The sequence below is a fragment of the Microbacterium paludicola genome, assembly GCF_039529675.1.
Classification (GTDB): Bacteria; Actinomycetota; Actinomycetes; order Actinomycetales; family Microbacteriaceae; genus Microbacterium; species Microbacterium paludicola.
This window is the reverse complement of the sequence record NZ_BAAANG010000001.1, coordinates 68,865-91,431: the sequence shown is the minus strand read 5'-3', so window position 1 is coordinate 91,431 and position 22,567 is coordinate 68,865. Positions and strand designations below refer to the sequence as shown.

The 22,567-nt window shown below is 71.1% G+C and carries 24 protein-coding genes; 13 read left to right on the top strand and 11 right to left on the bottom strand.

Features of this window, described 5'->3' with window-relative positions:
* The first annotated feature begins 57 nt into the window (after nt 1-57).
* The 7 genes from hemL to mnhG all read left to right on the top strand — a co-directional run bounded on the left by hemL (nt 58) and on the right by mnhG (nt 7,884).
* Entirely contained in the window at nt 58-1,380 is a 1,323-nt protein-coding gene (gene hemL / locus ABD161_RS00445; protein WP_343998649.1) for a glutamate-1-semialdehyde 2,1-aminomutase, read from the top strand.
* Nucleotides 1,381-1,619: 239 nt separating this feature from the next.
* Entirely contained in the window at nt 1,620-4,595 is a 2,976-nt protein-coding gene (locus ABD161_RS00440) for a Na+/H+ antiporter subunit A (protein WP_343998647.1), read from the top strand.
* Entirely contained in the window at nt 4,592-5,158 is a 567-nt protein-coding gene (locus tag ABD161_RS00435; RefSeq protein WP_135114677.1) for a Na(+)/H(+) antiporter subunit C, read from the top strand. Before ABD161_RS00440 ends, ABD161_RS00435 begins: the two co-directional genes overlap by 4 nt.
* Entirely contained in the window at nt 5,155-6,717 is a 1,563-nt protein-coding gene (locus tag ABD161_RS00430; protein WP_343998644.1) for a Na+/H+ antiporter subunit D, read from the top strand. The genes ABD161_RS00435 and ABD161_RS00430 overlap by 4 nt, the downstream gene beginning before the upstream one ends.
* Nucleotides 6,714-7,277, top strand: coding sequence for a Na+/H+ antiporter subunit E (locus ABD161_RS00425; protein WP_343998642.1), 564 nt, complete (start codon nt 6,714-6,716; stop codon nt 7,275-7,277). The genes ABD161_RS00430 and ABD161_RS00425 overlap by 4 nt, the downstream gene beginning before the upstream one ends.
* Nucleotides 7,274-7,552, top strand: a complete 279-nt coding sequence (locus tag ABD161_RS00420; protein ID WP_343998641.1) for an MrpF/PhaF family protein — start codon at nt 7,274-7,276, stop codon at nt 7,550-7,552. Before ABD161_RS00425 ends, ABD161_RS00420 begins: the two co-directional genes overlap by 4 nt.
* Nucleotides 7,552-7,884, top strand: a complete 333-nt coding sequence (mnhG, locus tag ABD161_RS00415) for a monovalent cation/H(+) antiporter subunit G (protein WP_343998640.1) — start codon at nt 7,552-7,554, stop codon at nt 7,882-7,884. Before ABD161_RS00420 ends, mnhG begins: the two co-directional genes overlap by 1 nt.
* A 64-nt stretch (nt 7,885-7,948) precedes the next feature.
* Here the strand turns inward: mnhG and ABD161_RS00410 are convergent, their stop codons facing one another.
* Both ABD161_RS00410 and ald read right to left on the bottom strand, forming a co-directional pair.
* Nucleotides 7,949-8,890 (bottom strand): methyltransferase family protein, encoded by a 942-nt coding sequence (locus ABD161_RS00410; RefSeq protein WP_343998638.1) that lies wholly within the window; start codon nt 8,888-8,890, stop codon nt 7,949-7,951.
* 43 nt (nt 8,891-8,933) lie between these two features.
* A complete protein-coding gene (gene ald, locus ABD161_RS00405; protein WP_343998636.1) occupies nt 8,934-10,034 on the bottom strand; it encodes an alanine dehydrogenase in 1,101 nt (366 codons plus the stop codon).
* Nucleotides 10,035-10,120: 86 nt separating this feature from the next.
* Here ald and ABD161_RS00400 point away from each other — a divergent pair, with 86 nt between their 5' ends.
* The 5 genes from ABD161_RS00400 (at nt 10,121) to ABD161_RS00380 (ending at nt 13,696) form a co-directional block, all read left to right on the top strand.
* Nucleotides 10,121-10,630, top strand: a complete 510-nt coding sequence (locus tag ABD161_RS00400; protein ID WP_343998635.1) for an Lrp/AsnC family transcriptional regulator — start codon at nt 10,121-10,123, stop codon at nt 10,628-10,630.
* A 138-nt stretch (nt 10,631-10,768) separates the two neighbouring features.
* Complete coding sequence (locus tag ABD161_RS00395; protein WP_343998633.1) at nt 10,769-11,668, top strand: MetQ/NlpA family ABC transporter substrate-binding protein; 900 nt, start codon at nt 10,769-10,771, stop codon at nt 11,666-11,668.
* Nucleotides 11,669-11,752: 84 nt separating this feature from the next.
* Nucleotides 11,753-12,784, top strand: a complete 1,032-nt coding sequence (locus ABD161_RS00390) for a methionine ABC transporter ATP-binding protein (RefSeq protein WP_343998630.1) — start codon at nt 11,753-11,755, stop codon at nt 12,782-12,784.
* Nucleotides 12,781-13,452 (top strand): methionine ABC transporter permease, encoded by a 672-nt coding sequence (locus ABD161_RS00385; protein WP_425560728.1) that lies wholly within the window; start codon nt 12,781-12,783, stop codon nt 13,450-13,452. Before ABD161_RS00390 ends, ABD161_RS00385 begins: the two co-directional genes overlap by 4 nt.
* A 49-nt stretch (nt 13,453-13,501) precedes the next feature.
* Nucleotides 13,502-13,696 (top strand): DUF5302 domain-containing protein, encoded by a 195-nt coding sequence (locus tag ABD161_RS00380; protein WP_135114687.1) that lies wholly within the window; start codon nt 13,502-13,504, stop codon nt 13,694-13,696.
* Between the two features lie 111 nt (nt 13,697-13,807).
* Here ABD161_RS00380 and argG read toward each other — a convergent pair whose 3' ends face one another.
* Together argG and ABD161_RS00370 are read right to left on the bottom strand one after the other, a co-directional pair.
* On the bottom strand, nt 13,808-15,250 hold the full coding sequence (gene argG, locus ABD161_RS00375; protein ID WP_135114688.1) for an argininosuccinate synthase: 1,443 nt from the start codon (nt 15,248-15,250) through the stop codon (nt 13,808-13,810).
* Nucleotides 15,251-15,260: 10 nt separating this feature from the next.
* Nucleotides 15,261-16,037, bottom strand: coding sequence for a Pr6Pr family membrane protein (locus ABD161_RS00370; protein WP_343998627.1), 777 nt, complete (start codon nt 16,035-16,037; stop codon nt 15,261-15,263).
* Nucleotides 16,038-16,158: 121 nt separating this feature from the next.
* Between ABD161_RS00370 and ABD161_RS00365 the strand changes: the two genes are divergently transcribed.
* Entirely contained in the window at nt 16,159-16,965 is an 807-nt protein-coding gene (locus ABD161_RS00365; protein ID WP_343998625.1) for a TerC family protein, read from the top strand.
* Between the two features lie 19 nt (nt 16,966-16,984).
* On the opposite strand, the gene ABD161_RS00360 is transcribed toward ABD161_RS00365, so the two are convergent.
* Genes ABD161_RS00360 through ABD161_RS00330 form a run of 7 tightly spaced genes read right to left on the bottom strand, consistent with a single transcriptional unit; the run spans nt 16,985 to nt 22,556 of the window.
* On the bottom strand, nt 16,985-17,254 hold the full coding sequence (locus ABD161_RS00360) for a hypothetical protein (RefSeq protein ID WP_343998623.1): 270 nt from the start codon (nt 17,252-17,254) through the stop codon (nt 16,985-16,987).
* A gap of 43 nt (nt 17,255-17,297) precedes the next feature.
* Nucleotides 17,298-18,461 carry a hypothetical protein gene (locus ABD161_RS00355; RefSeq protein WP_343998621.1) on the bottom strand — a complete coding sequence of 388 codons (1,164 nt, stop codon included), beginning with the start codon at nt 18,459-18,461 and terminating at the stop codon, nt 17,298-17,300.
* 11 nt (nt 18,462-18,472) lie between these two features.
* The gene (locus tag ABD161_RS00350) at nt 18,473-19,225 is read right to left on the bottom strand and encodes a hypothetical protein (protein WP_343998619.1); all 753 of its coding nucleotides are present in this window, start codon (nt 19,223-19,225) and stop codon (nt 18,473-18,475) included.
* On the bottom strand, nt 19,222-20,244 hold the full coding sequence (locus ABD161_RS00345) for a VWA domain-containing protein (protein ID WP_343998617.1): 1,023 nt from the start codon (nt 20,242-20,244) through the stop codon (nt 19,222-19,224). Before ABD161_RS00345 ends, ABD161_RS00350 begins: the two co-directional genes overlap by 4 nt.
* Nucleotides 20,226-21,218: a VWA domain-containing protein gene (locus ABD161_RS00340; RefSeq protein WP_343998615.1), complete on the bottom strand. Its 993-nt coding sequence runs from the start codon at nt 21,216-21,218 to the stop codon at nt 20,226-20,228. Before ABD161_RS00340 ends, ABD161_RS00345 begins: the two co-directional genes overlap by 19 nt.
* Nucleotides 21,209-21,682, bottom strand: a complete 474-nt coding sequence (locus ABD161_RS00335; RefSeq protein WP_343998613.1) for a hypothetical protein — start codon at nt 21,680-21,682, stop codon at nt 21,209-21,211. Before ABD161_RS00335 ends, ABD161_RS00340 begins: the two co-directional genes overlap by 10 nt.
* A complete protein-coding gene (locus ABD161_RS00330) occupies nt 21,669-22,556 on the bottom strand; it encodes a DUF58 domain-containing protein (RefSeq protein ID WP_343998611.1) in 888 nt (295 codons plus the stop codon). Before ABD161_RS00330 ends, ABD161_RS00335 begins: the two co-directional genes overlap by 14 nt.
* Nucleotides 22,557-22,567 lie beyond the last annotated feature (11 nt).

The window sequence follows — 22,567 nt, the reverse complement described above, 5'->3', positions numbered from 1 at the left end:
GCATCTTGGGGACACGGCGGAGCGGATGCGTCCAGCGCAACGCGAGACAATGGACTCATGGCCGATCGCAACGAGACCCTGTTCGCCCACGCCCGTGAGGTCATCCCCGGCGGCGTGAACTCGCCGGTGCGGGCGTACGGCTCGGTGGGCGGCACGCCGCGGTTCGTGCAGTCGGCGCGCGGCGCGTACATCACCGATGCAGATGGGCGCGAGTACGTCGACCTCGTCGCGTCGTGGGGACCCGCGCTGCTCGGCCACGCGCATCCCGAGGTCGTCGAGGCGGTCCGCGAGGCCGCCACCCGCGGCCTGTCGTTCGGTGCCCCGACCGAGGGAGAGGTCGAACTCGCCGATGTGGTCGCCGCGCGCGTCTCGGCCGGCGGTCTGAACCCGGTCGAGCAGGTGCGTCTCGTCTCGACCGGCACCGAGGCGACGATGACGGCCATCCGGCTCGCGCGCGGCGTGACCGGCCGCGACCTGCTGGTCAAGTTCGACGGCAACTACCACGGGCACTCGGACGGCCTCCTCGCTGCGGCCGGGTCCGGCCTCGCGACGCTCGCGCTTCCCGGCACCGCCGGCGTTCCGGCGCCCATCGCGGCGCAGACCCTCGTCGCGCCGTACGGCGACCTCGACGCGGTGCGCGCGATCTTCGCCGAGCGCGGCGACCAGATCGCGGCGATCATCGTCGAAGCCGCCCCCGCGAACATGGGCGTCGTGCGCCCCGCCGACGGCTACAACGCGGGGCTCGCCGCCATCGCGCACGAGCACGGCGCGCTGCTCATCCTGGACGAGGTGCTGACCGGCTTCCGCGTCGGACCGGCCGGGTACTGGGGTCTGCAGGTCGAGGCGGGGGAGCGCTACGAGCCCGACCTCATCACCTTCGGCAAGGTCATCGGCGGGGGAATGCCGCTCGCCGCCCTCGGCGGCAAGGCGGCCGTGATGGAGCAGCTCGCGCCGGTCGGACCGGTGTATCAGGCCGGCACGCTGTCGGGGAATCCGCTGTCGGTCGCGGCGGGCATCAAGACGCTGCAGCTCGCGACGCCCGAGATCTACGCCGCGGTGGACGAGGCCGCCGACCGGGTGGCGCTCGAGGTGTCGGCCGCGCTGACCGAGGCGGGTGTCGAGCACGCCATCTCTCGCGCGGGCAGCCTGTTCAACCCCGTGTTCGCCGCCGAGGCCCCGCGCGACTACCCCGGGGCCAAGGCCCAGCAGGCGTTCCGCTACGGCCCGTTCTTCCACGCGATGCTCGACGGCGGCGTCTCGCTTCCGCCGAGCGTGTTCGAGGCCTGGTTCCTCACGGCCGCGCACGACGACGTGGCCCTCTCGCGCATCGTCGACGCGCTTCCCGCGGCCGCGCGGGCGGCCGCCGCTGCGGAGGGCTGAGCCGAGCGCGGCTCCGCACGAGGAGGATCACTCGAGAACAGGATGATCCGGCGCGGATCCTCCTCTTCTCGCGGGATCTCCTCGTCTCGGTGCCCTCTCTGAGCGGCCCCCGAGCCGAAGTGACGACCGAGGCGACCGAGGCCGTGGGTCGGAGGGCATAAGTCCCCAGGTAGAGTGGGTGAACCCCCTTTCGCCTGCCTGAGCCGCCGCTTTCGCCCGACGAGCCCGAGGAGACGCCCATGTTGCCTCTCCTTCTTTCGTTCGCCGCAGGGTCTCTGCTGCTGACGCTCCTCGCGAAACCGCTCGGCGCCCGCGTGTTCTATGTGGGCGCGCTGTTCCCGCTCGCGGCGCTGGTCCACGCGATCTGGATGGGTGGGCGGGTCGTCCAGGGCGACATGCCGTTCGCGGCATACGAGTGGATCCGACCGCTCGGCATCGAGATCTCCATGCGGATGGACACGCTCGGCTGGGTCATGGCGCTCGTTGTGAGCGGTGTCGGGGCGCTCGTGATGATCTACTGCCGCTGGTACTTCCGCGGCAAGACCGAAGGGCTCGGCCGCTTCTCCAGCGTCCTGCTCGCCTTCGCCGGCGCGATGTACGGCCTCGTGCTCACCGACGACATCGTCATGCTCGTGATGTTCTGGGAGATGACGAGCATCCTGTCGTACCTGCTCATCGGGCACTATCACCTGCGTGCCGGAAGCCGCCGCGCGGCCCTGCAGGCGCTGCTCGTCACGACGCTCGGCGGCCTCGTGATGCTGATCGGCGTCGTCATCCTCGCCGCGACCGCCGACACCACGAGCCTCAGCACGATCCTCGAGCTGGCGCCCAGCGGACCGCTGGTGAACGTCGCCCTCGTGCTGCTTCTCGTCGGCGCGCTCAGCAAGTCGGCGATCTTCCCGTTCCACTTCTGGCTTCCCGGGGCCATGGCCGCCCCCACGCCGGTGAGCGCCTACCTCCACGCGGCGGCGATGGTGAAGGCGGGAATCTACCTGCTCGCCCGGTTCGCTCCGGTTTACGCGGACGCCGATCCGTGGCGGCCCGTGATCATCACGCTCGGCGTCTTCACGATGCTGCTCGGCGGTGTGCAGGCGCTGCGCGAGAGCGACCTGAAGCGCATCCTCGCCTTCGGCACGGTGAGCCAGCTCGGCTTCATCTCCGTGGTGATCGGCTACGGCACGCGCGATGCGGCACTTGCCGGGCTCGCGCTGCTGCTCGCACACGCTCTGTTCAAGTCGACGCTGTTCCTCGTGGTGGGCGTGATCGACCGCCAGCTCAACACCCGAGACATCGACGAGCTGTCGGGCGTCGGCCGCCAGGCCCCGGTGATGGCCGTCATCTCCGCCGTCGCGGTCGCCTCGATGGCGGGCCTGCCGCCGACGCTCGGCTTCGTGGCGAAGGAGGGCGCGCTCACCGCCCTGCTCGATGCGTCCGGTGCGGGAGACGGATGGGCGCTCGCGGCCCTCATCGGCATTGTCGCCGGATCCATGCTCACGGTGGCATACGGCGCGCGGTTCCTGTGGGGCGCGTTCTGGACCAAGCGCGACAGGACGGGCGCCGAGCGCCCGCGCACGGCGTGGCCCGACCCGCCGATCGGCTTCCTCGGGGTGCCGCTTGTGCTCGCGGCCGGGGGCCTCGCCGGCGGTCTTGTCGCGCCGATGCTCGACACGCTCATCGCGCCGTATGCCGACACGGCCGCCGCGATCACGCCGGTCGCGGAGCACCCCGCGCACCTCGCCCTGTGGCATGGCCTCGGCCCCGCCCTGTTGCTGTCGGTCGTCACCCTCGCCGGCGGAGCGACGCTGTTCTGGCTCGCCCGCGCGACCGGGTTCGACATGACCGGCCGCGTGCTGCCCTTCACGGCGGCGGATGCGTACTACGCCGTCACCCGCGGCGTCGATCGCGCCTCGGTCGCGGTGACCACGCTGACGCAGCGGGGTTCGTTGCCGATCTACGTCGCGACGATCTTCGTCGTGCTGGTCGTGGGCGAGGGCGTCGCCCTGCTCGCGGCGCCCGACTGGCGGATCGCGCTGGACGCCTGGCAGGATCCGGTCCAGCTCGCCGTCGCGCCGATCATGATCGCGGCCGCCGTGATCGCCGTGCGAGCGCGCAAGCGCTACACGAGCGTCGTGCTCGTGGCCGTCACGGGCCTCGGCATGATCACCCTCTTCGCCATGATCGGCGCCCCCGACCTCGCCCTCACCCAGGTGCTCGTCGAGACGGTCACGCTCGTCGCGTTCGCGCTCGTCCTGCGCCGCCTTCCGTCCCGGATGGGCGCCCACAACGGCACGGCGGCTCCCGTCCTGCGGGCGATCCTCGCCGGCGCCGTCGGTCTCACGATGGCCGCGCTCGTCGTCATCGCCTCGAGTGCGCGCATCCACTCGCCCGTCTCGGAGGGCTGGGAGCAGCTCGCGTACGAGATCGGGCATGGGAAGAACGTCGTCAACGTGGCCCTCGTCGATCTGCGCGGATGGGACACGATGGGCGAGCTGTCGGTGCTGATCCTCGCGGCCACCGGCGTCGCCTCGCTCGTGTTCGTCACCGACCGCAGCGACACCCTGCAGCGGCTCACTCGCGGGCTTCCCGGCGGCGGACGCCAGTCGCGCACCCCGCGCCTCGGCGCGGCCGGCAAGCACCTCGTCGAGACCACGGGCGGCATCGAGGTGCACAGCGCGGCCACGGACGAGCGCCCGAGGGCCTGGCTCGTCGGCGGGCAGAAGATGAGCGCCGAGTCGCGCTCGATCGTGCTCGAGGTGATCGTCCGCGTCCTGTTCCACACGATCATCGTCGTGTCGATCTACCTCCTCTTCGCGGGGCACAACCTGCCAGGCGGCGGCTTCGCGGGCGGCCTCGTCGCCGGCATGGCCCTCGTGATGCGCTACGTCGCGGGCGGCCGGTACGAACTCGGCGTCGCGGCCCCGACCGACGCGGGATGGCTGCTCGGCACGGGAATGCTGCTGGCGGTCGGCACGACCCTCGTGCCGCTGTTCTTCGGCCTCGATCCGCTGACCCGCGCCGTCTTCGAGGCGGATCTCGCGATCGTCGGGCACGTCGAGTTCGTCACCTCCACGATCTTCGACGTCGGCGTGTACCTCGTCGTGATCGGCCTCGTGCTCGACGTGCTGCGCAGCCTCGGCGCCGAGGTCGACAGGCAGATGAAGGGCTCCGACGCGACCTGGCGCGTCAGCGCGCCGCGTGAGGGGGAGGCCCGATGAACGTCTCCCTCACCCTCGTGATCGTGATGGCGGTGCTCTATGCGGCGGGCGTGTACGCAATGCTCGAGCGCAGCCTGACCCGCGTGCTGATCGGCTTCCTGCTGCTCGGGAACGCCACGAACCTGCTGCTGATCATCGTGATGGGCTTCCCGGGCTCCGCTCCCTTCGCGGGCGACGCCGAGTATCCGGGCGACGCCGGTCCGCGCAGCGATCCGCTGCCCCAGGCCCTGATGCTCACCGCGATCGTCATCACGTTCGCCGTGAGCGCGTTCCTGCTCGCGCTCATCTACCGGTCCTGGCAGCTGGGGCAGGCCGACACGGTCGAGGACGACGCCGAGGACCTCGCGCTGCGTGCCCGCTCGGTGGAGGCCGAGCAGGCGCTCGCCGAGACCGCCGGCGACGACGCGACGACCGACTTCATCGACACGGTCGCCTCGCCGCTGCGGGCGATAGACGGCGCCGGCGCCCTGGGCCTGTTGCCGGATGCGCCGGTCGACATTCCCTCATCGGAATACCGCAGGCGCAGCACCGACACCGACGAGGACGAGGAGGACCGCTCATGACCCCGAGCCTCCTCGTGCCGCTCGTCGTGGGGCTTCCCCTCATCGGGGCCGCGGTCACGCTCGTCGCCGGCCGTCGCCGCCGGCTGCAGGTCGGCGTCTCGATCATCACGCTGACCCTGACCTTCGCGATCGCGGTCGCGATGTTCGTGATCGTCGACGCCGGCACGCCGCTGGCGGTCACCGTGGCGGGCTGGCCGCTGCCGTTCGGCATCGTGCTCTACGTCGACCGCCTGGCCGCCCTGCTCGTCGCGGTGTCGAGCGTCGTCCTGCTCGCGGTTCTGCTCTTCTCGGTCGGCCAGGGCGCCGCCGACGGCGACGACGAGACGCCGGTGTCGATCTTCCACCCGTCGTACCTCATCCTGGCGGCGGGAATCTTCGACGCGTTCATCGCGGGCGACCTGTTCAACCTCTACGTCGGCTTCGAGATGCTGCTGGTCGCGTCGTACGTGCTGATCACGCTCGGCAGCACCGAATCCCGGATCCGCACGGGCGTCGTCTACATCGTCGTCTCGCTCGTGTCGTCCGTGCTGTTCCTCTCGGCCATCGCCGTCATCTACGGCGCGCTGGGCACCGTGAACATGGCGCAGATCGCCGAGCGGATGACCGAGCTTCCCGACAACGTGCAGCTCGTGCTGCATCTGCTGCTGCTCGTGGCGTTCAGCGTGAAGGCGGCGGTGTTCCCGCTGTCGTTCTGGCTTCCCGACTCGTACCCGACGGCCCCCGCCCCCGTCACCGCGGTGTTCGCCGGCCTGCTGACGAAGGTCGGCGTCTACGCGCTGATCCGCACCGAGACGCAGCTCTTCAACGACAGCGACGTGAACGTGCTGCTGCTCGTCATCGCCCTCGCGACGATGATCGTCGGCGTGCTGGGCGCGGTCGCTCAGGCCGAGCTCAAGCGCATCCTGTCGTTCACGCTCGTCAGCCACGTCGGCTACATGATCTTCGGCCTCGCGATCGTGACCGAGGCGGCGATCGGCGCGACGATCTACTACATGGTCCACCACATCGTGGTGCAGACGACGCTGTTCCTCGCCGTGGGGCTCATCGAGCGCCGCGCAGGCAGCACGTCGATCCTGAAGGTGAAGGGCCTGTTCGGCGCCGCTCCGGTGCTCGCGGCGCTGTACCTGATCCCCGCGCTGAACCTCGGCGGCCTGCCGCCGTTCTCGGGCTTCATCGGCAAGTTCGCGCTGTTCGACGCCGCCGCCCAGGTCGGCACGCCGCTGATGTACACGCTGATCGCGGGCGGCATCGTCACGTCGCTGCTGACGCTGTACGCCCTGATGCGCGCGTGGAACCTGTCGTTCTGGCGCGAGGAGGACGACTCGGTCGAGACCGAGGCGCGCATCCAGCACCTCGGCGGCGCTCCCGCGGCCGAGGAGGTCAGCGAGCGCCGGGTGATCCCGCGCATCATGACCGCCGCCACCGTGGGGATGGTCGCCGTGTCGGTCGGGCTCACCGTCTTCGCCGGGCCGCTGTACGAGATCTGCGAGCGGATCGGATCGGCTCTGCTCGAGCCCGTCTCGCTCGTCGACCTGGGCGAGGTGGAGGAGTCGTCATGAGCCCCACCGCGAAGGCGTCCTTCCGCCGTTTCTGGAGCCAGCTGCCGTTCTTCGTCTGGCTCGTCGTGCTCTGGATGATGCTGTGGGGCCAGTTCACGGTGCTCGCCGCGATCACGGGCATCGCCGTGGCGATCGGCGTGACCAAGGTCTTCCACCTGCCGGCCGCCGAGCTGTCGGGGCGCGTGAACCTCTGGTACGGCCTCGTGTTCGGGCTGCTGTTCGTCGGCGAGCTTGTGCGCGGTGCCGTCACTGTCGCGTGGCAGGCGCTGCGCCCCGGCGAGACCACGAGCGGCATCATCGCGGTGCCGCTGCGCACCGACGCCGACCTGATCATGACCCACGTCGCCGTCACCTCGTCGCTGATCCCCGGATCGCTGATCGTCGAGGCCGACCGGGAGCGGCGCATCCTGTATCTCCACGTGCTCGGCATCCGCGACCGGGCCGACGCCGAGGAGCAGCGCCGCCACGTGCTGCTGTGGGAGGAGCGGATCGTCCGCGCCGTCGGCTCCCGCGACGACCTCGCCGCGCTGCGCGCGCCCCGGAAGGAGGCGACCGGATGACCCCCGACACGATGAAGGCGATCCTGATCGGCGTGATCCTGGTCGCGTTCGCGGTCGCGGCCGCGCTGACGATCGTCCGGATCGTGGTGGGCCCGTCGATCCTCGACCGCGCCGTCGCGAGCGATGTGCTGCTGACTGAGGTGCTGTGCGTGCTCGGCGCGGAGATGGTGATCAATCAGCACGCGCGTTCCATCCCGATCATGCTGATCATCGCGGCCGTCGGGGTGTTCGGCTCCATCTCGGTCGCGCGGTTCGTCGCGAGGAGGGACCGCTGATGGATCCGATCCTCGACATCGTGGCGCTCGTGCTCGTCCTGCTCGGTGCCGTGCTCTGCGTCACGGCCGCGATCGGTCTGCTGCGCTTCCGCGACGTGCCCTCGCGCCTTCACGCGGCGACGAAGCCCCAGGTGCTCGGGCTGCTGTTCATCGCGGTCGCGGTCGCGCTCGCGCTGCGATCCTGGGCCGCGGTCGCCTCGCTCGTGCCGGTCGTGCTCATCCAGATGGCGACGGCGCCGCTGAGCGCGCACATGATCGGCCGGCAGGCGTACCGCAACGGCACGATCCACGAGGAGACGCTCGTCGTCGACGAGCTGCGCGACGCCGAGTAACCCGGGTTCCGGTGCGGATCGGCCCTTTCCCGTGCGCGGAAGGGCCGCTCGGCACCGATACCGCTCAGCGGGGCAGGCGGGGCACCCAGCACGCGACGGATGCGCGGTACCGGTCGTACTCGGCGCCGAACCGGGCCGAGAGGTCGGCCTCCTCGTGCGGGCGGATCAGGTGGTTCCAGACGGCGGATCCGCAGATCGCGTAGACGACGACGAGCCAGGATCCCGCGATCAGGCCGACCGCGACGCCCTGCGCGATGCCGGCGACCGCCATCGGGTTGCGCACCCAGCGGTACGGACCCGCGACAACGAGGCGTCGGGGCAGGGCCGCGGGAAGGGGCGTGCCGCGACCGAGCGTCGACATCGTGTGCGCCGACCACAGCCCGAGCGTCGAGGCGGCCACCAGCAGGACGGCCCCCGCGATCGGCACCCCCGGAGGCACCGGGATCGAGACCCGCCAGCGGTGCTCGAGCCACACGATCGCGGCGGGGATGACCGCCAGGAACAGCACCCAGAAGACAAGCACCTGCAGGCCGGTGAGACCGAGCAGTGCCCGCCGGCCCTCGGGGCGCGCCGTGCGGAATGCGAACGGGCCGATCAGCATCCATTCGCCCGGAAGGCGCCCGCGCGTCGACAGCAGCGCGGAGGCGAGGGTGCCGGCGGTCGCGGCGATCATCAGCACCGCGCCCCATCCGGCCTCCGTCGTCGCGGTCGCGTACAGCGCCATGCCTGCCGCGACGAGCGCGGTCCAGGCAGCGGCGACCCACGCGGCGGCCCGCACCCGCAGCGCCGCGAGCGCCGATGCGACGACGAACAGCGGCACGTCGAGCAGCGCGAGCGGGACGGGATCCAGGCCGCCGAGCGTCGCGACGCGCACGCCGTCCACCGCGAACACCGCCACCCACCACGCGGCGCCGGCGACCGCCTGCGCCGCGAAGTACGCCCGGCCGAGGGTCCGCGCCCCGCGCGGCTCGGCCGTCACGGCGCCGAGCTGCGAGAGGTGCGCCATGGGTCAGAGTGTATGGGGCCCGGGGGTCGGCACCCGGGCGGCGTCAGTGGGCGAGGGCGAAGCTCGCGTACGCGGCCTTGACGCCGTCGTTGACGATCCTGCCGCCGAGGACGTTCAGGCCCTTGGCGAGAGCCGGGTCGGCGGCGGAGGCGGCGTCCCAGCCGTGACCGGCGATCTGCTGGATGTACGGCAGGGTCGCGTTGGTGAGGGCGCGCGTCGACGTCTCGGGCACCGCGCCCGGCATGTTCGCCACGCAGTAGTACAGCGACCCGTGCACGGCGAACGTCGGATCGTCGTGCGTCGTCGAGTGGGATCCCTCGAAGCACCCGCCCTGGTCGATCGCGATGTCGACGAGCACCGATCCCGGCTTCATGTCGGCGACCATGTCGAGGGTCACGAGCTTGGGCGCGGCGGCGCCGGGGATCAGCACCGAGCCGATCACGAGGTCGGCGCCCGCGACCGCCTCCGCGACCGCATAGCGCGTGGAGGCGCGGGTCTGCAGCGCACCGCCGTAGCGGCGCTCGAGCTCGCGCAGCCGCGGCAGCGACACATCCAGCACCGTGACCTGCGCGCCGAGGCCGAGCGCGTTCGCGGCGGCGTGCTCGCCCGCGACGCCTCCGCCGATCACGACGACGTTCGCGCGCGGGGTGCCGGCGATGCCGCCGAGCAGCATCCCCCGGCCGCCCTCGGGGCGCATCAGGGAGTGCGCGCCGACGGCGATGGACAGCCGCCCGGCGACCTCGCTCATCGGCACGAGCAGCGGCAGTGAGCGGTCGGGCAGCTGCACTGTCTCGTAAGCGACGGCCGTGGTGCCGGCATCCATCAGCGCGCGCGTGAGCGACGCGTCGGCGGCGAGGTGCAGGTACGCGAAGAGCGTCAGGTCGGGGCGCAGGAAGCCGTACTCGGCGGCGATCGGCTCCTTCACCTTCACGAGCAGCTCGGCCTCGCCCCAGACGTCCGCGGCGTCCTCGACGATGCGGGCGCCCGCGGCGGCGAACTCGTCGTCGGAGATGCGGGAGCCGAGCCCCGCGCCCGCCTGCACCAGCACGTCATGGCCTCGGCCGACGAGCGCGTCGACACCCGCGGGCGTGATCGCAACGCGGTACTCGTTGTTCTTGATCTCCGTGGGGATGCCGACGCGCATGCCCATAGGATCGCAGTTGCTTCGCCGTCAGCCGAGGATGTGCGAAGATCCTTCGATCAGATGCCCCATGTCGAGAAGGAGCGATCGTGCCGAGGTCGGAATCCCCCACCCCGCCGAAGAATCTGCGCGTCGCGGAACTGGATGAGCTTGACGAGCGGATCGTCGAGATCCTCGAGCAGGATGGCCGCATCACCAACGCCGACCTCGCCGCAGCGCTCGACATCGCCCCGTCGACCGCGCTCGTACGCACCCGCTCGCTCATCGAGCGCGGCGTCATCCGCGGCTTCCACGCGAGCGTGGATCACAATCGCCTCGGCCGCGGCCTGCAGGCGATCGTCGGCGTGACGCTTCGCCCCGGATCCCGCCACGACAGCATCGTTCAGTTCGCCGACGAGGTGCGACGCCTTCCGGAGGTGCTGCAGATGTTCTTCGTCGGCGGCACCGACGACTTCCTCGTGCATATCGCGGTCGAGGGATCCAGCGACATCCGCCGGTTCGTGGTCGATCACCTCTCGGCGCAGCAGTCGGTGGCCTCCACCCGCACGAGCATCATCTTCGAGTACCACCGCAACGCGGTGGCGGCGCCGTTCCGCTGATCCGGGCGACCCGCGGCGTAGGACCGCCGCGGGGATGGGCCGACGTCCGGTCCTGTGTTGCGGCGTGTGTCGCCTCGGTTCGGGCGACCGGGCACCGCCTGCTTAGCGTGGAGGGTACGCACCCAGAAGGAGCATCCAATGTCCCGCACCATCCGCGCCATCGCGCCTCTCGCCGCCCTCAGTCTTCTCGCCCTCGCCGGGTGCACCTCTTCCACCGGAGGCGCCGGAGAGCCCGAGCTCGGCACCGAGGAGAACCCCGTGCAGCTCGGCGTGGTGGGTGCGAGCGAGCCGTACTGGGCCGTCTACGAGGAGGCGGTCGAGGCCGAGGGCATCGCGCTCGAGATCGTCGACTTCACCGAGTACACGCAGCCGAACCCGGCGCTCAGCGAGGGCGAGCTGGACATCAATCAGTTCCAGCACATCCAGTACCTCGCCGACTACAACGCATCGTCGGGCGACGACCTGCAGCCGATCGGCGCGACCGCGATCTACCCGCTCGGGCTGTACTCCGAGAAGTACGACAGCGTCGAGGACATCCCGGATGGCGAGACCGTCGTCGTCCCGAACGACGCCACCAACCAGGCCCGCGGCCTGCTCGTGCTGCAGGAGGCCGGGCTGATCACCCTCGAGGACGGCGGCAACTCGTTCTCGACCGCCGAGAACGTGATCGCCGACGAGTCGCGCGTCGAGGTCAAGGCCGTCGACGCCGCCATCACCGTGACGTCGCTGCCCGACGTCGCCGCCGCCATCATCAACAACGACTTCGTCACCAAGGCGGGCCTCGAGCCCAGCGCCGCGATCGCGCAGGACGACCCCGCCGACCCGTCGGCGCTTCCCTACGTGAACATCTTCGCGGTGAAGGCCGACGACATCGACGACGAGGTGCTGAACACCCTCGTCGAGATCTACCAGACGAACCAGGACGTGCTCGACGGCGTCCAGGAGGTCTCGGGCGGCACGGCCGTCTTCGCGACGACCCCGAAGGATGAGCTGCAGACGGCGCTCGCCGAGGTGCAGGAGGATATTCAGGGTCAGTGACCCCGATAGGAGGGCGCGTGCGCGGTGCGAGAGCACCGGCACGCGCTTCCGTCGTCGCACCCCCGATTGATCTCGCGAGGAGCCATGGCCCACATCCGCATCACCGACGTGTCGAAGACCTACCCGCCGCAGCGGCGCGGCGGCCAGCCGGTGACGGCCGTCGACGCCGTCAGCCTCGACATCGACAAGGGCGACGTGTTCGGCGTGATCGGCTACTCAGGCGCCGGCAAGTCGACGCTGGTACGGCTGATCAACGGCCTCGAGCCCGTGTCCGCCGGGGCAATCGAGGTCGACGGCGTCGACATCGCGACGTTGCGCGAGGCCGAGCTGCGCCGCGTGCGGCAGGGCATCGGCATGATCTTCCAGCGGTTCAACCTGCTGCGCTCCCGCACGATCAGCGGGAACATCGCCTACCCCCTCGAGGTGGCCCGCGTCCCCCGCGCCCAGCGCGCGGCGCGCGTGGCCGAGCTGCTCGACTTCGTGGGCCTCGCCGACAAGGCGGACGCGTACCCCGAGCAGCTGTCGGGCGGCCAGCAGCAGCGGGTGGGCATCGCCCGCGCGCTTGCGGCCGAGCCGGGCATCCTGCTCGCCGACGAGGCGACGAGCGCGCTCGACCCCGAGACGACCGACGAGGTGCTGGATCTGCTCGCCCGCGTCAACCGCGAGCTCGGCGTCACGATCGTCGTGATCACCCACGAGATGGATGTCATCGCCCGCATCGCCAACAAGGTGGCCGTCATGGAGGCGGGCAGGGTCGTCGAGCAGGGCCCGACCTATGACGTGTTCACCGCACCGCAGACCGACACCGCGCGCCGCTTCGTGCGCACCGTCGTGCGCGCGCTTCCCGACGGCGACGCGCTCGCCGCGCTGCGCGCTCAGCACGAGGGACGGCTCTTCACGATCTCGTTCACGGACGAGGGCGCCTCCGAAGCACGCGTCTTCGGCGCGCTCGCGCGCGCCGGCGTCGACTTCAACCTCGTGCACGGCGGGGTCGACGACATCCAGGGCCGCGTGTACGGCCTGCTCACGATCGCCGTGCGCGGTGACGATGCGGCGGTGCGCGACGCCCTCGCCGGCATCGGCGGCGGCGTCACGATCAGCGAGGTGGCGGCGTGAGCGACATCCTCGACCGCCTGAGCGGCATCGCCCCCGACCTGCTCGAGCAGACCGGCATCACCCTGTGGCTCGTCGTGGCGTCGCTGATCTTCGGCGGCATCGGCGGGCTCGTCGTCGGCACGACCGTCACCGTCACGCGGCGCGGGGCGATCCTCGAGCAGCCCGTGGTCTACGGCATCCTCAACGCGCTCGTGAACACGATCCGGCCGATTCCGTTCATCATCTTCCTCGTCGCCATGCAGCCGCTTGCGCGCGCAGTCGTCGGCCGGGGCATCGGCAACGAGGCGATCATCTTCGCGCTGTCGCTCGCGGCCACGTTCGGGATCGCCCGGATCGTCGAGCAGAACCTCGTCACGGTGGATCCGGGCGTGATCGAGGCCGCCCGCTCCACCGGCGCGTCACCGTGGCGGATCATCCGCACGGTGATCCTGCCCGAGGGCGCGGGGCCGCTGATCCTCGGCTACACCTTCGCCACGGTGGCGCTCATCGACATGTCGGCCGTGGCCGGCATGGCCGGCGGCGAGGGCCTCGGCAACTACGCCGTCGCCTACGGATTCCGCCAGTTCGACGAGGTCGTGACGTGGTCGGCGCTCGTGATCATCATCGTCGTCACCCAGGTCGTGCAGGGACTCGGCAACTGGCTCGCGCGCCGCATCCTGCGTCGCTGACGCGGATCGGGTCGGCGCCGCCCGCGAGCGGCGCGCCTACACTTGTCCCATGTCTGAAGAATCGAAGAACTCCGCAAGCGACGAGGCGAAGGCGAAGTTCCGCGAGGCTCTCGAGCGCAAGAACGCCCAGAGCGCCGCGAAGAACGGCGCACCCGGTAGCGGCGGTCCGCATGGCGCCGGCGCGATCCACGGCACGCACGGTGCTGCCGGCGGCAAGCGCGAGTTCCGCCGCAAGTCGGGCTGAGCGGCGCGCCGCGAGCGCACATCCCTCACGTCGGAACGCATCGCCCCCGTGACGTCACATCCTCAGGGATGTGCGATCACGGGGGCGATGTGCTCTCGCGGTGGTCCCGCGTCAGTCGGTGCCGGAGTCGAACGCGGCGGACTCGTTGGCGGCCTCGATCGCGGAGGCGCTCTCCTCCTCGCCGAGGCCCGCGGGCTCAGCCGACTGCGTGATCTCGCCCGCGCCGCCCTGCTCGAGCGCGCCGACGAGCTCGGCCGTCGGGCCGCCGATCAGGCCCATCCCCGCGTACTGCTCGAGGCGCGTGCGCGAGTCGGCGATGTCGAGGTTGCGCATCGTGAGCTGGCCGATGCGGTCGGTCGGGCCGAAGGCCGCGTCGCCGACGCGCTCCATCGACAGCTTCTCGGCCGCGTACGACAGCGAGGGGCCGGAGGTGTCGAGGATCGTGTAGTCCTCGCCGCGGCGCAGGCGCAGCGTCACCGAGCCGGTGATGGCCGATCCGACCCACTTCTGGATCGACTCGCGCAGCATGAACGACTGCGGCTCGAGCCAGCGGCCCTCGTACATCAGGCGGCCGAGGCGACGCCCCTGCTCGTGGTAGGTCGCGAGGGTGTCCTCGTTCAGGATCGCGTTGACGAGGCGCTCGTAGGCGATGAACAGCAGCGCCATTCCCGGGGCCTCGTAGATGCCGCGCGACTTCGCCTCGATGATCCGGTTCTCGATCTGGTCGCTCATGCCGAGGCCGTGGCGGCCGCCGATGCGGTTCGCCTCGAAGACAAGCGCGACCGGGTCGGTGTACTCGACGCCGTTGAGGGCGACCGGGCGACCGGCCTCGAACGTGACGGTCACATCCTCGGTCGCGATCTCGACGGACGGATCCCAGAAGCGCACGCCCATGATCGGCTCGACCGTCTCGAGAGAGACGTTCAGCTCCTCGAGCGTCTTCGCCTCGTGCGTGGCGCCCCAGATGTTCGCGTCGGTCGAGTACGCCTTCTCGGCCGAGTCGCGGTACGGGAAGTCGTGGGCGACGAGCCACTCGCTCATCTCCTTGCGCCCGCCGAGCTCGCTGACGAAGGTCGCGTCGAGCCACGGCTTGTAGATGCGCAGGCGGGGGTTGGCGAGCAGGCCGTAGCGGTAGAACCGCTCGATGTCGTTGCCCTTGTAGGTGGAGCCGTCGCCCCAGATCTCGACGCCGTCCTCCTTCATCGCGCGCACAAGCAGCGTGCCGGTGACGGCACGGCCGAGCGGCGTCGTGTTGAAGTACGTGCGACCGCCCGAGCGGATGTGGAACGCGCCGCAGGCGAGGGCGCCGAAGCCCTCCTCGACGAGCATCGGCTTGCAGTCGATGAGGCGCGACGCCTCGGCGCCGTAGCTCAGCGCGCGGCCGGGGATCGAGTCGATGTCGTCCTCATCCGGCTGCCCGAGGTCGCCCGTGTACGTGAACGGGATCGCCCCCTTGTCGCGCATCCACGCGACGGCGACGGAGGTGTCAAGGCCCCCGGAGAAGGCGATGCCGACGCGCTCGCCGACGGGCAGGGATTCGAGGACCTTCGACATGGGTCCAATCCTATTGCGTGACGCTCGAGCGCCCCGTCGGCGGCAGGATGCCGGCATCGGCGTCGAACCGGCGGCCCGCCCGGCGCCCGTACCATACCGTGAACCACGCGAACGCCGAGATGATCGCCGCGATGAGCAGGATGTAGCCCGCGACGCCCGCATAGCCGCCCGGCACCTGGTGCGGATCGAGGAACGGGTACGGGTACCACCACGCGTTGCCGGTGGCGGGGGCGATGATCGCGTTCGCGCGCACCAGGGTGTAGACGGCCCAGACGACTGGGAAGGCGATCACGACCCACAGCGCCGACCAGCGCAGCGCCCGACCGCGCGGGGCGAAGAGCAGGTCGATCAGCATCAGCACCGGCCCCACGACGTGCAGCACCTCGTTCGACCACGCCACCGTCTGCCCCTGCGGAAGCGGGATGCCGCGCAGCAGCGTGTTGTAGACGACGCCCGTGACGAGCATGTAGGCGGTCGCGGCCGTCAGCAGCACCGTGAGCCAGAGGGGCGGATGAGCGGCGGTGCCGCGGTGCGTCCACGACCACACCGCGGCAGCGGCGAGCCCCAGCACCGACAGCACGTTCGACTCGATCGTGAAGAAGCTGAAGAAGTTGGCGATCACCGTCGGCAGATGCGACCCGTGCGGCGTCGTCGCGGCGAGGGCGATCTCGATCGTGCGCTGAAGCTGCGCGACGATGGCCGCCAGGATGAGGAGCGCGCCCGCGGCGCGGAACACGGGCCACCAGCCGGACAGGTGGCGCGCCGCGCTCGCCGGGGGAGTCGTCATGCGCGTCAGCCTAGCGACGGGTCGCGCCGCTCAGCGGGACGATCTCGCCGCCTGCGGTCCGGATGCGGCGCGTCCGCGCTTCCTCAGCGGAGCCATAGCGAATTGCCGCCATGCTTGCAGCATGGAGTTCGCGCTCGAGTTCACGCCTGACCTGGCCCTCGTCTTCGTCACCCTCTTCGTGCTTGAGGTGGTGCTCGGCGTCGACAACGTCATCTTCATCTCGATCCTCGCCGCCAAGCTCCCCAAGGAGCAGCAGGCGAAGGCCCGCAACCTCGGCCTGACGCTCGCGATGCTGATGCGCATCCTTCTCGTGCTCTTCGCCGGATGGATCATCACGCTCGAGGAGGACCTGTTCGCGATCGGCGACCTCGGCTTCTCGGGGCGCGACCTGATCCTGATCGCCGGTGGCCTCTTCCTCGTCTACAAGGCGGTCACGGAGATCCACCACAAGCTCGAGGGCGAGGACGACCACGGCTCCGTCGGCGGCGCGAAGGCCACCTTCGGCTCGGTGCTGGCGCAGATCCTGGCGCTCGACCTCGTGTTCTCGCTCGACTCCGTCATCACGGCGGTCGGCATGACGAGCAACCTGCTCGTCATCATCACGGTCGTCGTGCTGTCGTTCGGCCTGATGCTCTTCGCCGCCAAGCACATCTTCACGTTCGTGAACAACCACCCGACGGTGAAGATGCTGGCGCTGGCGTTCCTGCTGCTGATCGGCGTGTTCCTCGTCGCCGAGGGCTTCGGGATCCACATCGACAAGGCCTTCATCTACGGCCCGATGGCGTTCGCGATCCTCGTCGAGGGACTCAACCTCGCCGCCGCGGCCCGCAAGCGCAAGCGCATGGGAGTGGCCGCCGAGCCCGTGCACCTTCACAGCGGCTACACGCCCGAGGAAGAGGCTCAGGCGATCAACGAGCCCAAGGCCTGAGAGAGCCTCGGCGGCGGGGTCACCAGACGATGCCGCCGCCGATGGAGATGCCGCCCCACGTGAGGGCGACGAAGATGCCCGCGAAGACGACGGGCGCAATGCCCTTGCCCTGACGGCTGAGGCCCTTGAGGAGGGCGATGACCGCGAGGACGGCGGCGATCAGCGACAGGCCGCCGCCGAGGATCAGTCCGATGAACAGCGGGATCGGCATGAGCACGAGCCCGGCGAGACCGAACCAGAACGCGGCCCACGCGGTGCCGTTGGTGGTGCGCGAGTTGTTGAGCGACATGGATCCATCATGCTCGATCCCGGATTCGGCGGGGGAGAGGGGGTCAGCCGCCGTACTCCGCCATGCGGTTCTCGAACTCCTCGCGATCGGCCTCGCTGAGGAGGCGTTCCGCGTAGAACGCGATCTGCAGGCCCTCGAGCGGCTCGCCCGTCTTCGCCGACTGGGCCTCGGCGTCCGTGCGCCACTCGCCCGTTGTGTCGTTGGCGAGGTCGGTGATCGTCGCGTAGATCGCGATCTCTCCCGACGGATCCTCGGTGTACCACTCCCAGCCGACCTGGGTGTCGACGTCGGCGCTGCCGTAGAACTTCTCCAGCAGCGCGGGATCCATCCCCGACTCCGGATCGTTGAACGCGTACATCCCCCACCAGTCGTGCTCGGCCAGGACGTCCTCGATCGCGTGCATGACCGCGGTCTTCCGCTGGGTGCCGCTCACCGGCTCGTTCGTCGACCAGGTCGTCGAGGTGTACCTCACGAGCATCGACTCGCCGCCGTACCCGTTGCGCTCCGGGCGCAGATCCTCGGGCGGGGCGTCGGTCCAGGTGAAGCCGTACTCGGCCGTGAGCCTGTCGCGGATCTCCTTCGACAGCGCGTCGCTCGTCTCGCGCACGGCCTCGAGCGAGGGACGCGCGAGCGTCTCGCTCACGGGTTCGTCCTTGATCCCGGGGTATGCCTCGAGGCGTCGCTCCTCCTCGGTCTTCGTACCGGCATAGCCGCCCTCGGCCGAGGTGCGCATCGCGCTGAGGGCCCCGACCGTGCCGACGTTCAGCAGCAGCGCCACGGCGAGCCCGGCGGCGCCGAGCGTGCGCCCGCGTGCAGTGAACAGCGCCGCGACGATGACCCCGAGCACGACCAGCTGCAGGACCACGACGGTCGCGCCATAGATCGCGTCGGTGGCGCCGAGCGCGAGCAGGACGATGAGGGCCAGCGCGAACAGCGCGCTCACGCCCCGGGCGATCCAGCCGAAGAGGCCGGGACGCGGCCGCTCGGGCGTGTCCTCGGCGATCACCGGGACCGAGAACGCCGGGCCGGCGATGCGCCGCGCGCCGCGGTACCCGCCGGCGGGCGGCAGCGGCGGTGCCCCCTCCGAACGGGTGACGTACCGGTGCCCGGTGTGCGCGTCGAGGCGCCCCGGCGGCTTGGGCGCGGCCGGCACGGGCGCCGGGGCGGGGGTCTGCGGCGGGTCGGGGGTCACAGGGTCGGGGGTCACAGCGTCGGGGTTCACCATGGCTTGTCCGTTCCCGAGCCCGACTGCCCGTCGTCGCCCTGATACTGCTGGCGCTCGCCGTCGCCCTGCTGCAGCTTCTCCTCGAGGTCCTCCAGCTGCTCGTCCGACGGCTTCGGCTCCTGCGGGTCCTCCGACGGGGAGGGCGACGGCTGCGGCTGCGGGGGCTGCTGCTTCTGCTTCAGCCGCTCCTCGAGCTCGTCGATGCTCTGTCCCGAGCTGCGCTTCGGATCCGGCGACTGCTCATCCGCCTCCTCCGAGTGGCACTCGTCGGGGGTGTCGGCGACCACCTGCAGGGCCTCGCCGTACAGCTGCTCGGCGGCGACGGGGTCGCCGGCCTCCCTCGCCTGATCGCCCATCCGCTCGATCGTGATGCCGAGGTTGATGTGCACGGCACAGGCCTCGAGCCCGGGGGCGAGGGGCAGGGCCTCCTCGAACCGCGCCCGCGCGCCGGCGAGATCGCCCGCCCCGGCGAGGGCGTCGCCGAGGTTGTACGGCGCCTTGTACGGCTCGAACCAGTTGACGACGCCCTGCCCCTGCGCGGCGGCGGCCGAGCCCGCGAAGTCCCCGGCGACGTACGACGTGATCGCGCGGTGCGCGAAGGCGTACATCGACGCGATCTTCACCGGCAGCAGCATCGCGATGGCGCAGAGCGGCACGGCGATCAGCAGCAGGATGCGCCGCAGCCGGGCGCGGCGCCGGTTGCCGGCGATCAGCTCGGCCGCGGCGGAGTCGGCGGGGGCGCTCATGCCTCACCTCCCTGCCCGGAGGATCGCGGTCGCATCAGCTGCAGCACGGCCGGGATCGCCGTCGCGACCAGTGCGGCGTCCGCCGCCAGCAGCGCGACGATCAGCAGCGCGAGCATCCAGCCGAGCTCGGTCACGTCGCCGGTCGTGCCCTCGGCGCGCGTGGTGGTCGACGTCGGGGCCTCCGGGAGGTCGGGCTGACTGTCGGCCGTGCGGTGCTGGTACTCGACGCCGAGGTCGGCGGCGATCGTCTGCAGCGCGGCCTCGTCGATCTTCGACAGCGCGGGTTCGGATCCGTCCAGGATGTACTCGTCGGACGCGCCGCCGACCTCGCCGGTCTGCACCTTCATCCGGCCGCCCTCGGGCGTGCCGTAGCCCAGCACGGCGCCGCCGTCGAGCAGCTCCGCGCTGGTCTCGAACGACTCGGGCTCGCTGGCGGCGGTCTGCTCGCCGTCGCCGAGGTAGAACACCATGCGCGACCGCTCGGGCGAGCTCGCGGCCGCCGCCTGCAGCGTCTGCGCGAGCAGGCGGTTGGCGATGCCGATCGAGCTTCCCTGCGAGCGCTGGGTGACCTCCGGGGTCAGCACCTCCAGCGCCGAGTGGAGCGCGGCGGTGTCGGTCGTCAGCGGCAGACGCATCTCGGCCGAGGCGTCGAATGTCAGCAGCGCGAACCGCGCCCCGGGGTAGGCGGCGACGATGGCGTCGACGTCGGATCGCACCCCATCCAGCCGCGGGGCGCCGTCACCCCAGTCCTCCGCGACGATGCTCGCCGTCGAGTCGACGAGGATGACGACATCCGTGTCGGTCGTCAGGGTCTGGGTCTCGCCGCCGGGGATGCCGGGGCGCAGCGCGAGCACCGCGCACGCGAGCAGTACGGCCAGTCGCAGCGCCCACGACGTCCGCTCCCGGGCGCCGCGGGCCCGCAGCAGAGAGCGCACCGCGATGAACGCCACCGGCGCGCACAGCAGCACGAGCAGCAGCGGGTGGAGGACGGGCTGGAGGATCACAGTCTCACCCGCCACAGCAGCACGATCCCCGCCAGCACCAGGGCCAGCAGCACGGCGATCCACACGTCCGGCACGTCGCGCCACACCACGCGCGCCTCGCCCTGCAGCGCGCGGGCCTCCTGCTCCTGCACCTCGTCGATGATCTCGCCGACGGTGGTGTCGCCCCGCAGGGCGTAGGCCTGCCCGCCGGTGGTCTCGGCGGCGCCGGTCAGCTGCGCGCTGATCTCGTCGTCCTTCCCCTCCACGGGGTTCAGCGCGAACACCCGCACTCCCGCGTCGCGCGCGTAGACGCTCGCCTCCTCGAGCGTGACGATGCCGGCGCCGAAGGCCTCGTTGTCGGTGGCGAGGATGATCGAGCGCGACCGCTCCTCGTCGAGGTGGTCGAAGCGCATGGTGCACGCGACGAGGCCGTCGCCGATCAGCGAGGAGCCGGTGCCGTTGAGCGTGCCGACCCAGTGCTCGGGGATGTCGCTCGAGTAGTCGTCGAAGGCGGCCTTGATCGACTGCAGGTGCCCGCGGATGAACTCGTAGTCGTCGGTGAGGGGGAAGATCTGCACGGGCGAGCTGTTGAAGATCGTCAGCCCGATCCGCTCTCCCTGGAAGCCCTCGAGCAGCTCCTCGAACACCTCGAGCACCTCGATGTCGACCTCGCTCATCGAGCCCGAGACGTCGAGGCACAGCATGATGTCGCGGCTTGTGTCGACCGGCTGGATCGTCTGGGCCGCCATCGGGCGCGCGCCGACGACGCCGGCCACGACGGCCGATCCGGCGAGCAGCGCCACCGCTCCGGCGACGGCCGCCGCGCGGCGGCGGGTCGCCCGGCGCACGGCCGGCAGGCTGCGCAGTCGCTCGGCCCGCGACACCGGCGCGGCCTCGGCCGACGCGCGGGCGCCGCGACGGCCCGCGAGCACGCCGACCGTCACGGCCAGGATGACCGCCAGCAGGGCGAGCAGGATGATCCACGGGTTCGCGAGGTCGATCAGTGCCATTCGCTCACCACCCTGCGCGCCGCCTCGGCGCCCGCGGCCGGGTCGACGGCGGGACCGCGGCCGAAGATGCTCGGGTAGTAGTGGCGGCGCAGCGCGTCGACGAGCGCCGGATGCACACCGCGCGCCTGCAGGTCGGCGAGCGTCAGCACCGGGGCCTCGAGGCCGCTGTACTCGTTGACGAACTGGCGGGTCGTGCGGCTGAGCTCGAGGTTCGCCTGCCGCGCTGTGAGTTCGCGTGCCCGCCAGGCCTGCTCGATCCTGCCGATGCCGTCGAGGTACTCGTGGCGCAGCATCGTGAGCGCGTCCGCCGCGACGGGCGCCGCGGCGGTGGTGGCGCGGCGCGGTCGCGTGAACAGCAGGATGAGCCAGACCGCGAGGATCGCGAGCACGATGATCCCGAGCGCCAGCAGCATCCACCACGGCGCGTACTGCACCGGCGGGTAGAACTCGTCAGGCTCCGACATGGGCCCTCCGGTTCAGCATCCGCAGCAGCTCGGGCACCGCGTCGTCCTGGGTGCGCAGCTCGACGTGGGTGATCTCGAGCGCGGTGAGCAGGGCGTCGCGTCGCGTCTCCTCCTCGCGGTGCTGCTCCTCGACCTCGCGTACGACCGCCTCGTCGCCGTGAAGGAACCCCGGCACGGTCCATCCGGTGTCCACGTCGCGGCGCGACGATCCGTCCGCCGTCGTGAGCACCGGATCCGCGTCGCGCAGCGTGACCCACAGCACGTCGTGCTGGGTGCGCAGGCGGCGCACGAGCCGCTCGGTCTCGTCGGTGATCGGCGCCTCGTCGGTGACGACGACCACGATCATCCGGCGCGAGATCGTGCGGGCAACGAAGTCGAGCAGCCGCTCGCGGGCGCTGTGCGGGCCGTCGGGCGCGCAGGCGCCGTCGATCGCGCGCAGCGCGTGCTCGAGCGCGCCCTCGGAGCGCTTGGGAGGCAGCCGGCGGACGCGCTCGGCGTCGCCGAAGACGAGCGAGAAGTCGTCGTCGTGCCGCAGCGTCAGCACGCCGAGCGCCCCGACCGCCAGCACGGCGAGCTCGCGCTTGGGCCGGTCGTCGGCGGCCAGCGCCGCCATCCCGCGGCCCGTGTCGACAACGAACAGCACCGTGTGCATCCGGGTCGCGCGCATCCGCTTGATCATCGGGGTGCTCAGCCGCGCGGTGGCCCGCCAGTCGATGTCGCGCACCTCGTCGCCCGCCTGGTACTCGCGCAGGTCCTCGAAGTCGTTGCTGCGGCCGCGCAGCAGCGACGCGTACGCGCCGTCGAGCGCGTGCAGCGACTTCTTGGACGAATGGATGAAGAGCTTGCTCTTCACCCGCGTGATGAGGCTGGGCATGGCAGCGGCCG

Excerpts from the sequence above, each read along its gene's own strand:
- hemL (WP_343998649.1), top strand. The coding sequence starts at position 58 with ATGGCCGATCGCAACGAGACCCTGTTCGCCCACGCCCGTGAGGTCATC.
- ABD161_RS00440 (WP_343998647.1), top strand. The coding sequence starts at position 1,620 with ATGTTGCCTCTCCTTCTTTCGTTCGCCGCAGGGTCTCTGCTGCTGACG.
- ABD161_RS00435 (WP_135114677.1), top strand. The coding sequence starts at position 4,592 with ATGAACGTCTCCCTCACCCTCGTGATCGTGATGGCGGTGCTCTATGCG.
- ABD161_RS00430 (WP_343998644.1), top strand. The coding sequence starts at position 5,155 with ATGACCCCGAGCCTCCTCGTGCCGCTCGTCGTGGGGCTTCCCCTCATC.
- ABD161_RS00425 (WP_343998642.1), top strand. The coding sequence starts at position 6,714 with ATGAGCCCCACCGCGAAGGCGTCCTTCCGCCGTTTCTGGAGCCAGCTG.
- ABD161_RS00420 (WP_343998641.1), top strand. The coding sequence starts at position 7,274 with ATGACCCCCGACACGATGAAGGCGATCCTGATCGGCGTGATCCTGGTC.
- mnhG (WP_343998640.1), top strand. The coding sequence starts at position 7,552 with ATGGATCCGATCCTCGACATCGTGGCGCTCGTGCTCGTCCTGCTCGGT.
- ABD161_RS00410 (WP_343998638.1), bottom strand. The coding sequence starts at position 8,890 with ATGGCGCACCTCTCGCAGCTCGGCGCCGTGACGGCCGAGCCGCGCGGG.
- ald (WP_343998636.1), bottom strand. The coding sequence starts at position 10,034 with ATGCGCGTCGGCATCCCCACGGAGATCAAGAACAACGAGTACCGCGTT.
- ABD161_RS00395 (WP_343998633.1), top strand. The coding sequence starts at position 10,769 with ATGTCCCGCACCATCCGCGCCATCGCGCCTCTCGCCGCCCTCAGTCTT.
- ABD161_RS00390 (WP_343998630.1), top strand. The coding sequence starts at position 11,753 with ATGGCCCACATCCGCATCACCGACGTGTCGAAGACCTACCCGCCGCAG.
- ABD161_RS00380 (WP_135114687.1), top strand. The coding sequence starts at position 13,502 with ATGTCTGAAGAATCGAAGAACTCCGCAAGCGACGAGGCGAAGGCGAAG.
- argG (WP_135114688.1), bottom strand. The coding sequence starts at position 15,250 with ATGTCGAAGGTCCTCGAATCCCTGCCCGTCGGCGAGCGCGTCGGCATC.
- ABD161_RS00370 (WP_343998627.1), bottom strand. The coding sequence starts at position 16,037 with ATGACGACTCCCCCGGCGAGCGCGGCGCGCCACCTGTCCGGCTGGTGG.
- ABD161_RS00365 (WP_343998625.1), top strand. The coding sequence starts at position 16,159 with ATGGAGTTCGCGCTCGAGTTCACGCCTGACCTGGCCCTCGTCTTCGTC.
- ABD161_RS00360 (WP_343998623.1), bottom strand. The coding sequence starts at position 17,254 with ATGTCGCTCAACAACTCGCGCACCACCAACGGCACCGCGTGGGCCGCG.
- ABD161_RS00350 (WP_343998619.1), bottom strand. The coding sequence starts at position 19,225 with ATGAGCGCCCCCGCCGACTCCGCCGCGGCCGAGCTGATCGCCGGCAAC.
- ABD161_RS00340 (WP_343998615.1), bottom strand. The coding sequence starts at position 21,218 with ATGGCACTGATCGACCTCGCGAACCCGTGGATCATCCTGCTCGCCCTG.
- ABD161_RS00335 (WP_343998613.1), bottom strand. The coding sequence starts at position 21,682 with ATGTCGGAGCCTGACGAGTTCTACCCGCCGGTGCAGTACGCGCCGTGG.
- ABD161_RS00330 (WP_343998611.1), bottom strand. The coding sequence starts at position 22,556 with ATGCCCAGCCTCATCACGCGGGTGAAGAGCAAGCTCTTCATCCATTCG.